General features: G+C 56.2%; 10 protein-coding genes. 3 read left to right on the top strand and 7 right to left on the bottom strand.

Annotation, left to right across the window (positions count from 1 at the left end; all coding sequences use genetic code 11):
* Positions 1–19 precede the first annotated feature (19 nt).
* Positions 20–1,939: an ATP-binding cassette domain-containing protein gene (locus tag FRH_RS12635; RefSeq protein WP_139528429.1), complete on the bottom strand. Its 1,920-nt coding sequence runs from the start codon at positions 1,937–1,939 to the stop codon at positions 20–22.
* 153 nt (positions 1,940–2,092) lie between these two features.
* Between FRH_RS12635 and FRH_RS12630 the strand changes: the two genes are divergently transcribed.
* Complete coding sequence (locus tag FRH_RS12630; RefSeq protein ID WP_281996965.1) at positions 2,093–3,097, top strand: AraC family transcriptional regulator; 1,005 nt, start codon at positions 2,093–2,095, stop codon at positions 3,095–3,097.
* Between the two features lie 11 nt (positions 3,098–3,108).
* On the opposite strand, the gene FRH_RS12625 is transcribed toward FRH_RS12630, so the two are convergent.
* Genes FRH_RS12625 through FRH_RS12605 form a run of 5 tightly spaced genes read right to left on the bottom strand, consistent with a single transcriptional unit; the run spans position 3,109 to position 9,990 of the window.
* Entirely contained in the window at positions 3,109–4,761 is a 1,653-nt protein-coding gene (locus FRH_RS12625) for a fatty acid--CoA ligase (protein ID WP_281996964.1), read from the bottom strand.
* 38 nt (positions 4,762–4,799) lie between these two features.
* Positions 4,800–5,984 carry a beta-ketothiolase BktB gene (bktB, locus tag FRH_RS12620; protein ID WP_139528426.1) on the bottom strand — a complete coding sequence of 395 codons (1,185 nt, stop codon included), beginning with the start codon at positions 5,982–5,984 and terminating at the stop codon, positions 4,800–4,802.
* A gap of 40 nt (positions 5,985–6,024) precedes the next feature.
* Complete coding sequence (locus tag FRH_RS12615; protein ID WP_139528425.1) at positions 6,025–7,170, bottom strand: acyl-CoA dehydrogenase family protein; 1,146 nt, start codon at positions 7,168–7,170, stop codon at positions 6,025–6,027.
* Entirely contained in the window at positions 7,170–8,717 is a 1,548-nt protein-coding gene (locus tag FRH_RS12610) for a fatty acyl-CoA synthetase (RefSeq protein WP_139528424.1), read from the bottom strand. The genes FRH_RS12615 and FRH_RS12610 overlap by 1 nt, the downstream gene beginning before the upstream one ends.
* A gap of 43 nt (positions 8,718–8,760) precedes the next feature.
* Entirely contained in the window at positions 8,761–9,990 is a 1,230-nt protein-coding gene (locus FRH_RS12605; RefSeq protein WP_218013991.1) for an ABC transporter substrate-binding protein, read from the bottom strand.
* A 222-nt stretch (positions 9,991–10,212) separates the two neighbouring features.
* Between FRH_RS12605 and FRH_RS12600 the strand changes: the two genes are divergently transcribed.
* Both FRH_RS12600 and FRH_RS12595 read left to right on the top strand, forming a co-directional pair.
* Positions 10,213–11,058, top strand: a complete 846-nt coding sequence (locus FRH_RS12600) for a TatD family hydrolase (RefSeq protein WP_239286072.1) — start codon at positions 10,213–10,215, stop codon at positions 11,056–11,058.
* A 20-nt stretch (positions 11,059–11,078) separates the two neighbouring features.
* A complete protein-coding gene (locus tag FRH_RS12595; RefSeq protein ID WP_139528422.1) occupies positions 11,079–11,558 on the top strand; it encodes a hypothetical protein in 480 nt (159 codons plus the stop codon).
* On the opposite strand, the gene FRH_RS12590 is transcribed toward FRH_RS12595, so the two are convergent.
* Positions 11,555–12,133 carry an elongation factor P hydroxylase gene (locus FRH_RS12590; RefSeq protein ID WP_139528421.1) on the bottom strand — a complete coding sequence of 193 codons (579 nt, stop codon included), beginning with the start codon at positions 12,131–12,133 and terminating at the stop codon, positions 11,555–11,557. The genes FRH_RS12595 and FRH_RS12590 overlap by 4 nt on opposite strands.
* Between the last annotated feature and the right edge of the window lie 99 nt (positions 12,134–12,232).

The raw sequence follows: 12,232 nt of genomic DNA, 5'->3' as shown, positions 1-12,232 counted from the left end.
TGGCATTTCACTACGCGTTCTATTCTCCGTTCGCCATGGCTTCTAACTCCATCCAGCGCTCCATGGCACTATCCAACGCTTGCTGGGCCTTCTCGAGTGACTGTAGCTTGGCAGTGACCGCCGTGGCTTCCTGCTGATAAAAAGCGGGGTCGCCAATCTCTTTCTCAAGTGCTTCCACGTCACTCTCTAGCCGTTCGATATCAGCAGGCAGCGCATCCAATTCACGTTGAAGCTTGTAAGAGAGCTTGACGGTTTTTTTCGCAGGCTCCGCCGCCATTGCCGGTGGCGTTTTTTCTTCCGCTGCGCGAGTAGGCTCCGTTTGTTGACGCGCTGCCCCCTCCCAGGGAGCGGGCGGCAGCTGCCCTCCTTGACGAATCCAGTCGGTGTAGCCCCCCACGTATTCGCGCACACGCCCTTCACCTTCGAAGGCCAGCATGCTGGTCACCACGTTATCCATGAAGGTTCGGTCGTGGGAAACCAGAAGCAGCGTGCCATCAAAATCGAGCAGTAGCTCTTCGAGTAGCTCCAGGGTTTCCATGTCCAGGTCGTTGGTGGGCTCATCCAGCACCAACACGTTAGCAGGCTGCGTGAACAACTTGGCTAAGAGCAGGCGATTGGACTCACCACCGGAAAGCGCTTTCACTGGCTGACGAACGCGGTCTGGGGTGAACAGAAAATCTTGCAGGTAGCTCATGACATGGCGGTCTTTACCGCCCACGCTAACGCGATCACTCCCCTGGGCTACGTTGTCATACACCGTTTTTTCCAACTCGAGGCCGGCCCGTAGCTGATCAAAATAGGCCACTTTGAGATTAGTGCCCAACTGTACGCTGCCTTCGGTAGGGGCCAGCTCGCCAAGCAATATTTTCAACAGCGTGGTTTTACCGGCACCGTTACGCCCCAAGAAGCCGATGCGGTCGCCACGCATCACTTCCAGGTTCACGTTGCGCAGGATCACCTCATCACCAAAGCGCTGAGTAACGCCTTTGAGCTCGACCACCCGCTTACCGGTGCGTTCGCCACTATCCACCGTGAGATTGGCGGTGCCTTGACGCTCGCGGCGTTGGCTGCGCTCATTGCGCATGGCTTCTAGCGCGCGGACGCGCCCTTCGTTACGGGTACGGCGCGCTTTGATCCCCTGGCGAATCCAGGCCTCTTCCTGAGCGAGCTTTTTATCGAACAATGCATTTTCGCGCGATTCGACCTCCAGCTCGTGCTGTTTGCGCTCTTGATACTCGCTGTAGACACCGGGATAACGCCCGAGCTTCCCGCGATCCAGTTCTAAAATATTCGTGGCGAGTTTCGACAGAAACGCACGGTCGTGGGTGATCAGCAGCACAGCGCCGTTGAAAGCGAGCAGCTGCTCTTCCAGCCACGCGATGGTATCGAGGTCCAAATGGTTGGTCGGCTCATCCAGCAGCAGTAGGTCCGGCTCGGAAACCAGCGCACGGGCCAGCGCCACCCGACGACGCCAGCCGCCGGAAAGTGCGCTCATCTCCGCTTCGGGTGGCAAACCCAGTCGTGTGAGCACGACATCGATACGCTGATGAAACGACCAGCCGTCAATGGCCTCGAGCCGCGTCTGAAGCGTCGCCATGCGATTCATGTCCGGGTCAGGATCGTTGATCAGGTGTTGATATTCCGACAGCAGCTCACCTGCTTCGGGCAGGCCTTGGGCCACCATATCGAAGATGGTCATCCCCGAGGATTCGGGAAGCTCCTGAGCCAGCACGCCGATTTTCAAACCGGGGGCGCGCCAAATGGTGCCATCATCCGGCTGAATATCGCCCGCTACGAGCTTGAGTAGCGTGGATTTACCGGTGCCGTTGCGTCCGACCAGCGCCAGCCGCTCGCCTCTTTCAACCGTCAGGTCGGCGCGATCGAGCAGTACTTGGGTGCCGTAAGCGAGTTGCAGCTGTTCGAGTCGTAACAGGGTCACGCAGTGTCCTCCTTCATCGTGAGGCGCACAGTGTAACGCATGCTTCCGAATTACGATGCACCCTTGTAGAGCCAAGCGAGACAACGTGCTAACGTCACGGAAGGATCACGACTATAAAGCGGTGTTTAAAGATGCGGGCAAGGTGAAATCACCGTGACAGTTACGGTCTCCATGCATTTCGTCAACGAACTCTTTCGTGGCCTTACATTTGCGGGGCAGCCCCCCACGCATTATCTAGTACAGGCGGGCATTTCCCCCTTTTTACTCAGCGCCCCTCACGGGCGTGTTACCGTCGAGCAGTTCGCGGAGTTATATCGTCGGCTGGCCGTCGAGTTAGACGATGAAACGCCGCGCTTTTTCTCCCGCCCGTTACGCTGCGGAACGCTCAAGCTGCTTTGCTTGAGTATGTTGGACGCGCCAACGCTCCAGGTAGCCCTCCATCGCTACACCCAGTTTTTTCGCATCATGCTGGATGACTTTGGCTACACCTTTACCATCGACAACGACCTAGCGAGGATGGCGCTCGAGGAGCATGCGCCGCTGCCGGGCAGCCGTATTTTCGTGCACGAATTAATGCTCAAGCTTTTTCATGGCATCGCTTCATGGTTGATCGCTCGCAAGATACCGCCCGTGTTGATGGAGTGCAGCTATCCGCAACCCACACACAGTGCCGACTACCTCTACTTCTACCCTGGCAAAGTAAAATTCGATCAGCCACAAACGGCCGTTTACTTCGATAAGTCGCTATTGGAGCAGCCTATCCGGCAAACGAAGCGGCACCTAGGGGCTTTTTTACAGCGCGCCCCCGCGGATTGGTTCTATGTCTCGTTTGAAGATCGTTTAGCGACTCACCGGGTGAGAGAGCATCTCAGCCGTCACCTGCCGGATGCATGTACCGTGCAAGAGGTCGCCGAGGCGCTGCATGTCTCCGTTCGAACACTATCGAGGCATTTACGACTGGAGGGGACGCACTTCCAAGCCGTGAAAGATGAGTACCGCCGTGACTATGCGATTCAAGCGCTCACCCGAAGCCAGCGGACGCTCGCTTCCATCGCAGAAACGCTGGGCTTCGAGGACTTGGCCTGCTTTAGCCGCGCCTTCAAGCAGCGGACGGGAAACTCCCCTGCCGCCTACCGTAAGGCACAGGCGACAGGGTGAGGTGGTAGCGTCTATACCTCCGTGCGGATGCGCTTTTTATCTAGCTTGCCGACACTGGTTTTGGGAATTTCATCGACGATACGGATCAGCGAGGGAACGCCCCAACGGTTCAGCTTTCCTTGCGCAACAAACTGCTCCATAAAGCCCTGAATCGCTTCAACGGTAGGCGGTTGCTCGATATCACTGGGCACCACCAGCGCAGCCGGTCGCTCCCCCCATTTATCATCTGCCACGCCAATCACTGCTACTTCAGCAACCCCGGGGCACTGGCTGATATAGCTTTCCAACTCCAACGATGACAGCCATTCGCCGCCCGTTTTGATGACGTCTTTAATGCGGTCGCTAATCGATAGGAAGCCGTGCTCGTCCAGCGATCCCACATCCCCGGTATGCAGCCAGCCATCCTGCCACAGCTCTTCACTGCGCTGCTCTTCTTTATAGTAAGCCTGGGTGAGCCAAGGCGCTTGAACACGCACTTCGCCCACGCTTTTACCATCGTGGGGGAGCGGTTGGCCGTCGAGATCGACCACCTGCAGACTGACAAACGGCACCGGAAGCCCCGCTTTGCAGCGCCACGGAAGCTGATGCTCGAAGTCAGCCTCAGTGACTTCTTTCGGTAATATATCGGCCGTGAGCAGCGGGCAGGTTTCCGACATCCCGTAGGCGCTACGGGTATCGATCCCCAACGCCCAGGCACGACTTGCCAATGCCTGAGTCAGTGCGCTGCCGCCTACCAGAACCTTCCAGCCAGTTAGATCGACCTTCTTCGACGCAATCGCCTCGGCACTGACCACCATGTTGAGCAGCGTCGGTACACAGTGCGAAAAATCGACCTTTTCACTGACCAGCAGCTTCACCAGCATCTCGGGCTCGTATTTGCCCGGATACACCTGTGTCGCCCCTAACAGCGTGGCGGTGTAAGGGACGCCCCAGGCATGCACGTGAAACATCGGCGTAATCGGCATATACACCTTATCTCGGTTCAGCAGCTCGAAGCCGGGCGCTTGGAACGTGCTGGCTTCACCTAGCGTGTGCAACACAAGCTGACGGTGGGTGAAAAACACCCCTTTCGGATTGCCCGTGGTACCGGTGGTGTAGAACAGGGTGGCCACGCCATTTTCATCGAACGTGGGAAACTCATAGTGGCTGGGTTGCTCAGCCAGCAGCGTTTCAAACTCTCCCACCAGGGGGAGCGGAGTGGTCACTTCCTGGGTGGTTTCCTGGCAGAGTAGATAACCGCGAATATTGGGCAACTGATGGGCCAGCGGTTCCAACAGGGGCACAAAGTCTTCATGCACCAGCACAAAGACATCTTCCGCGTGTTCCATGGTGTATAGGATCTGCTCAGGCGCTAAGCGGACATTCACTGTGTGTAGCACCGCACCGATCATGGGAATGGCGAAAAAACACTCTAGATAGCGGTGGCTGTCCCAATCGAGCACGGCCACCACGTCACCGGCCTGAACGCCTTGTGAGGTTAAAAGGTGGGCCAACTGTTGAACACGCTCTTGAAACCGACGGTAGTCGTGACGGGTTTGATCACGATACACAATCTGATTGTTGCCCGCCATGCGCACACCGGACTCCAGCAGATCCTTGATCAGCATGGGAGGGTTGGTGGCAGAGGACGTCGAAGGAAGCAGTTTTGGCGTTATCGTCGACATAAGACCTACCTTTGATTGTTATTGGATACCGGGGCGGCTTAGCGCTCGATCAACAGCGCGATGCCTTGCCCACCGCCAATGCAGAGCGTAATCAATCCAAAGCGCCCCTGAATACGCTCCAGCTCATGCAGCGCCTTCAAGATTAAGATGGCGCCCGTCGCCCCCACGGGGTGGCCAAGCGCCACCGCTCCACCATTGGGATTGAGCTTTTCGAGCGGAAAGCCGAGCGTCGCGGCCACTGCCATCGCTTGGGCCGCGAACGCTTCATTGGATTCAATCACATCGATATCGTTGATCGTTAGCCCTGCCTGCGTTAGGCAGCGCTTGACCGCAGGAATCGGCCCTAACCCCATCAGCGATGGCTCCACACCCGCGGTGGTGGCGACTCGAAGCCGCGCACGCACAGTGAGCCCCCGAGTCTGCGCCTCTTCGGCATGAGCCAAGACCAGCGTTGCCGCGCCATCATTAATACCCGAGGCGTTGCCAGCCGTGACCACGCCGCCGCGTTTGAACGCAGGTTTTAGACGTGCTAAATCACTGAGCTCAACACCCTCGCGGACATGCTCATCACGGGCAAAGGCCAGCGTTTGCTTACCTTTCGTCACCTCAACTGGCACGATTTGAGTATCAAAACGCCCTTCTGATATCGCCCGCGCTGCTTTTTGATGGCTATCGAGGGCGAACTGATCCAACTGCTCACGACTCAATCCATACTGCTGAGCGATATTTTCAGCGGTGAGCCCCATGTGACCACTGCCAAATGGGTCGCTGAGCACTCCCAGGGTCAAGTCTTGAAGGGAAGTGTCACCCATCCGGATGCCATGACGCGCCTGGGGAGCCAATACGTAGGCACCACGGGACATGGTTTCGGCACCGCCTGCTAAGGCAAGACGGCTATCACCCATGGCAATTTGCTGCGCCGCTGACACCACCGCTTGGACTCCGGAGCCGCACAGCCGATTAACATTAAAGGCGCCGGCTTCTTTAGGGACGCCTGCATCGAGCGCAACATGGCGAGCCAAGTAGGCATCTTGTGGGCCGGTGGTAATAATATGACCGTACACTGAGTGATCAATATCGGCGCCGTCTACCCCAGCTCGGCGTAGCGCCTCTATGGCCGTGATGGTACCTAACTCGTGCGGGGCAAACGATGACAGCGCCCCGCCAAACCCACCGATGGCCGTACGTGCACCGCCCACGATGACTACGCTATCCAGCTGCATATCTTCTCCTTGTTGAAAATGACACGCTCACGCTTGCCGCCTATTCAGAAGCTTTGCCCAGCAGCGAGCGCGCGATCACTTCTTTCATGATTTCAGAACTACCGGCATAAATCGTTTGTACCCGTGCATCCAGATAAAAGCGTGAAATGGGGTACTCCTGGGTGTAGCCGTAGCCACCAAATAGCTGCAAGCAGCGATCGATCGCCTGGCACTGCAGCTCGCTCAGCTGTAACTTGAGAATAGCGGCATCGGTACTGCTCATGGTGCCTTGTCGATACCGTTCGACACACTGCTCAAAATAGGCCCTTGCCATCTCCAGTTGGGCTTTAATCTGCGCCAGCGTAAAACGAGTATTTTGAAAATCGCCGATTCGCTGGCCGAAGGCTTTCCGCTGGGTGACGTACTCAAGCGTTAGCGCCAGCGCCCCTTCTATCGCCCCCAACGCTTGAGCGCTTACCCCCAAGCGCTCCCGGGGCAGCTCTTGCATGAGGTAGCGAAATCCTTCGCCCTCTTCACCTAGTAGCGCGTTGGCAGGCAGCTGTAATTGATCGAAGGCTAGCTCCGCCGTATCACTGGCATGCTGACCTATTTTTTTGATCGGCTTACCCCGGGAAAAACCAGGCAACGTGGTGTCCACCAAAAATAGCGAGACCCCTTTTGCGCCAGCAGTAGGATCCGTTTTTGCGCAGACAATCACCAGGTCAGCTAATTGACCGTTGGTGATAAACAGTTTGCTGCCATCGAGCTGCCAACCCTGATCTGTTGGGGTGGCACGCGTTCTCATTGCGGCCAAGTCACTGCCTGCATGAGGTTCGCTCATGGCAATCGCTCCTAAGCACTCACCTTGAGCCATTCGCGGCAGCCATGTCTCTTTTTGTTCAGGCGACCCCAGATTCAGTACATAGGGCATCACGATATTGGCGTGAATGTTGTAGGCACTGGCAAGGCCACCAAAGCCATGGCGAGACATCTCTTCAAGCGCCAACTGTGTGAGGGCAATATCCGCTCCAGAGCCGCCGTACGTCTCCTCTAGATCTATCCCAAGCAATCCAGCGGCTCCTAGTGCCTGCCATAACGAACGTGGAATCTCGCCAGCCTCTTCCCACTGTGGGTAATACGGCGCGACTTCCTGTGCTAAGCAGCGGGTTATCATGGTGTGAAAAAGCGCGTGCGTCTGCTCGTCCATCATGACTCCTTGAGATCATGACGCAGATGGCGCTTTAAAATTTTTCCCGCCGTGCTTTTGGGGAGTGCGTCGGTGAAGACGATCCGTTTAGGGACTTTGTAAGGCGCCATGATGCCTTTGACGTGGTGAATCAGCGTTTTTTCACTGACTGCCTGGCCCTCTTTTAATACCACCACTGCCGTAATCGCTTCGATCCACTTTTCATCCGGCAGACCTATCACCGCCACCTCAGAAATCGCCTCGTGCTTGAACAGCGCCTCTTCCACTTCGCGGCTGGCCACCAACACACCGCCGGTGTTAATCACGTCTTTAATGCGATCAACAATGTATAGATATCCCGCCTCGTCGACATAACCGACATCCCCTGAGTGAAACCAACCGCCTTGAAACGCTTCAGCGGTCATCTCGGGCTTATCCCAGTAACCCACCATGAGCTGCGGCGAGCGATGCACGATTTCACCGTGCTCCCCTGGGGCGACATCGTTTCCCTCTAAATCGACGATACGCGTTTCTACCGTGAGAATCGGACGACCCGCCGATGCCGGGCGCTCGGCATGCTCTTCGGGTCGTAAAACAGTCGCCAAGGGCGCTATTTCGCTTTGGCCGTAACAGTTGTATAACCCCACACCGCTAAAGCGCTGCTGCATCTCTTCGAGTACGGGCACCGGCATAATGGAGGCACCGTAGTAGGCTTTTTTCAGGCAAGAGAGGTCGTGCTGGCCGAACTGCGGATGGCGTAAGAGGCTTATCCACACCGTAGGCGGCGCAAAAAAAGAGCTAATCTGGTGTTGAGCCATGGCCGCTAAGCAGCTTTCGGGCAGCGGCGCCTCCAAAAGAGTGACCGGGGCACCGAGCAGTAATGCAGGCATTAAAAACACGTGCATTTGCGCTGAGTGGTAAAGCGGCAATGCGGCCAACATCGCCTCATTGCCTTTGATATCCAGCTCCACCATACACGCCATGTATTCAGCCATTAGCGCCTGATGGCTCATCATCGCGGCCTTGGGCGCGGCGGTCGTGCCCGAGGTGTAGAGCAGCTGGGCAAGGCTACTCCCTTCTAGCGCGACGTCAGGTTCTTTACTTGAGTGGGACGAACCGACGCTGGCTAATACATCGAAGCCGCTAGGCTCTACAGCATGCAAGGTGCCATTCACCGTCAGCGTGATGGATTGAGTGGCCTCACACACTTTGTCAGCCAGCGACGCATCACTCAGCACTCCCTTAGCGCCTGACTGCTGCAAAATGTAGCCAAGCTCCTCACTACTCAGGGCAAAATTGACCGGAACATGCACCAGCCCAGCCTTAACCGCTGCCAGCCAAGCAATCACGTAGGCGTCGGAGTTTTTGCCATAAACGGCTAGGCGGTCTCCTGGCACCAGCCCTGCCTCCAAAAGGGCGTTAGCCACTTGGTTAGCGGCAGCATTGAGGGTGTGATAGCTCCAAGAGCGCTCAGCGAAGCGAAGAGCCAGCTGCTGAGGATATTTACCTGCGCTGCGGTTAAGCGCAGCGCCAATGGTATTACGATGGATTGAGTCGGCAAGCGTCATGCTAAGTCCTTGTTGTTATGGTCTAAAAGGCTTCAGCGATGGATTAACTCGTTACCAATGGGCAGACGCTTTCAGACAGCGGCCTGAACGCTTCCTCTGCGGGGATAGTCCGCACGATGCGGAACAAGTCATCTTCATTGGCCGACTCTTCCGGTGTTTTCACTTCGACAAGATACATATCGTGCACCATGCGACCGTCTTCTCGGATATAGCCATTCGTGGCAAAGATATCGTTAATCGGCGTATCGGCCATCTGCTGGCGAACCGTTTGTGTATCATCGGTGCCTACCGCGGCAATGGCTTCTAGGTAGTGGCGCGTACTGGAATAAATTCCGGCGTGCACCATGGTCGGCATGCTGCCCGTGCGCTCACGAAAACGTTCCGCCCAGTCACGCGTCTCTTCATTGAGGTCGTAATACCACGCCTTGGTAAACTGCAGACCCTGCGCATTCTCAAGTCCAATACTGCGAATATCAGTACTAAACAGCACCATCCCTGCCAACACCTGGCCTGCTTGGGTAACCCCAAACTCCCCTGCTGTTTGCACTGCGTTGATAGTGTCCCCACCGGCATTGTTCAGGGCGATGACATCCGCCCCAGACGCTTGCGCCTGCAGCATAAACGATGAGAAATCGTTGTTGGGGAAGGGGTGGCGGGCGCGCCCTACGATGGTCCCGCCATTTTCAGTGACGACACGCTCGACGTCCGCTTCAAGTGCGTGACCAAACGAGTAGTCAGCGCTCAATAAGTACCAGTTTTTGTAGCCCTCTTGCGTAATCGCTTTAGCAGTACCATTAGACATTGCCCAGGTGTCATAAACCCAATGAATATGATTGGGAGAACAGTGCTCATTGGTCACTCCAGATGAAACCGCGCCGTTCACTAACCCCAGCTTATCGGCCTCTTGCAACAAGCTCACCGCCGCCAATGTGACCGATGACGCCACCAAGCCTGTGACCATATCCACGTTACGCTCGTCGATCCATTCACGCACGACGCTGGAGCCCACGTCGGGACTATTTCGGTCGTCGGCACTAAACACAACGATATTGGCACCCTGCACGCTACCCCCCACATCTTCTATGGCCATATGAATGGCATCCTCACCAAGGGGGCCGATGGGGTCACGGTAAACCCCCGACATATCAGCTAGATAACCAATACGAATTTCGTTATCCGAGATCCCTTCATTGGCCATTACCTGGGGCGCACAGGCGGCCGTAAGCACCGCAGCGGATAGCGCTGTCATTGCGAAGTGACGTGATAATTGCATGATTTATACCTGTCTATTGTTGTTATTGAAGGAGTATTTACTGTGCATTTATTCGATGGACCCCTTGCATAGTAAAAGTAAACACCCGGCTACTGTTTACCTAACAAGCCAGTTTTTTTGCAATTCGTGCCATTCGTACCGCGTGCAGATTGTAGGCGCATTAGTGGTTGTGAGCCGCCAGCGTTACAATAGCGTTAATGACCCATGGCGGAGGAATACAGTTTGGCAAGCATTGAGGCCGATACGTTTTTACCCGAAGCACTGCAATTTCGCCCCGAGACACCCTTGGTGGACATTGGCGCGAACTTGACCCACGAAAGCTTCCAGCACGACCTGGATGACGTGCTAGCGCGGGCCAAGGCGGCCAATGTTACGACGCTGATCGTGACCGGCACCGATATCGCCCACGCTAAGCAGGCTGTGCACATGGCGCAGCAGTACCCGGGGGTTCACGCAACGGCGGGCGTTCACCCTCATGATGCCAGTGGATGGACCGACACGGTCGCCCAAGAGATGCGACAGCTCTATGGCATGCCGGAAGTGGTGGCGGTTGGAGAGTGCGGGTTGGATTTTAATCGCAATTTTTCCACCCCAGCGCAGCAGGAGCATGCCTTCGAGGCCCAACTGGCACTGGCGGCAGAAAGCGGCCTGCCACTGTTTCTACATGAGCGGGATGCAGGAGCGCGCATGCGGGATATCCTCCGCCACTGGCGAGATGACATTAGTGAGGCAGTGATACACTGCTTTACGGCGGATCGAGCGACCCTGCATGGCTATCTGGACCTAGACCTACACATCGGCCTCACCGGCTGGATTTGCGACGAGCGCCGAGGGCATCATCTACGCGAAGTGGTGCGCGACATTCCGTTGGACCGACTGATGGTGGAAACCGACTGCCCTTACCTACTGCCCCGGAATTTGCCTGCTAAATTGAAGGGACGCCGACACGAACCGGCTTTGCTGCCATGGATCGTGCAAGAGATCGCCCGTTGGCATGAGGTAAGCGACACCGAGCTGGGGGCTGCTTCGACGCAGACCGCCCGACGTTTTTTCCGTATTGAATGCTGATGCTTAAAAGGAGCAACTGCGTGGCTGACTATCCTGGCTTCATTGCCATCGAAACAGGCGAAGACCATGGCCTGCCGCTCTCCATTGCCTGGTCGCTGCCCGATGGACGTATCAAACAAACGCTGATTCAGCCTGACGATAGCTGGATCGACGAAGACAGCAACGTCATGGGCGCGTACAGTATCGAAGAGTTGGAGAGTTTAGGGGTCAGCCCGCTGGACGTGATTCGCGAGCTGGAGAACGACCACTTCTCAGCGACTCTCTATACCAGCGATAACGGCGAAGACGAAGCCGCGCTCGCCAGGCTTTTCGATACTTATGGTCTGGATCCTTTCGTTGAACTTGCACCGGCCAAGGTGCTCTACGACCGGTTGGATGCCGGAGAGTGGCATCGCCTACGTAGCGAAGCCTTCAACGATCTTGGCCTGGAACCGATGCGCCCTGAGCACGAAATAGAAGTGATGCTGACCCTCCACCGCCAGTTAAACATACAGGATTAAACCGCGGCACATGCCGCTAGCTGCGCTCTTCCCTTGTCAATGGCGTCATCGAGAGAGGCGTGTTTCTGGTAATAGTGCTCCAACGCTGTATGAAAAGCGTTGGCGCGCAGCGGTAACCCCTCATATAAATAGGTCTGCGCTCTTGCAGCAACCTTTGCGGCGAAGGCGTCTCGGTCTACCTCGACCTCCCCCCCTAAGTTGTCAACGCTGACGTGGAACGTGCGCCCACAGGCATGAGCGAACAGTCGTTCGAGGGCCTGTGGCGCAATTTCTGCTCGCTCGAAGGCCTGCTGCTGTTCGGCATTCCGACCATCCGGTAGATACCAGTAGCCATAGTCTTCGAGCTGCCGCCGCTTTTCCCCTGCGATACACCAATGGCTAATTTCATGAAGCGCGCTGGCAAAATAACCACGAGCAAAAATAACTTGATGATACGGAAATTCGGCACTTGCGGGACGATAAAGCGGCTCATCGCCCCCTTTGACGAGACGCGTTTGAAACTGCTCTAAAAACACACCATCGAACAGCGCCCTGATATCGTCGAGCGTCCAACGCTCTTTTTCGTGTGTGACCATGTTGATACTTTCGTGATGCATTTCGCGCAGTATACCCCTGCCCCTCCACAAGGCTAAAGAGGAGACGGCAAAGCACAGCGACTCCTGCTACTCTATCGA

Source organism: Halomonas sp. A020, assembly GCF_027943625.1.
Taxonomy (GTDB): domain Bacteria; phylum Pseudomonadota; class Gammaproteobacteria; order Pseudomonadales; family Halomonadaceae; genus Vreelandella; species Vreelandella piezotolerans.
Note: the sequence above shows the minus strand (reverse complement) of the source record. Positions and strands in the feature narration are given on the sequence as shown.

Bases quoted from the DNA above. Each gene is read 5' to 3' on its own strand.
- FRH_RS12625 (WP_281996964.1), bottom strand. From the start codon at position 4,761: ATGTCGACGATAACGCCAAAACTGCTTCCTTCGACGTCCTCTGCCACC.
- bktB (WP_139528426.1), bottom strand. From the start codon at position 5,984: ATGCAGCTGGATAGCGTAGTCATCGTGGGCGGTGCACGTACGGCCATC.
- FRH_RS12615 (WP_139528425.1), bottom strand. From the start codon at position 7,170: ATGGACGAGCAGACGCACGCGCTTTTTCACACCATGATAACCCGCTGC.
- FRH_RS12610 (WP_139528424.1), bottom strand. From the start codon at position 8,717: ATGACGCTTGCCGACTCAATCCATCGTAATACCATTGGCGCTGCGCTT.
- FRH_RS12605 (WP_218013991.1), bottom strand. From the start codon at position 9,990: ATGCAATTATCACGTCACTTCGCAATGACAGCGCTATCCGCTGCGGTG.
- FRH_RS12590 (WP_139528421.1), bottom strand. From the start codon at position 12,133: ATGGTCACACACGAAAAAGAGCGTTGGACGCTCGACGATATCAGGGCG.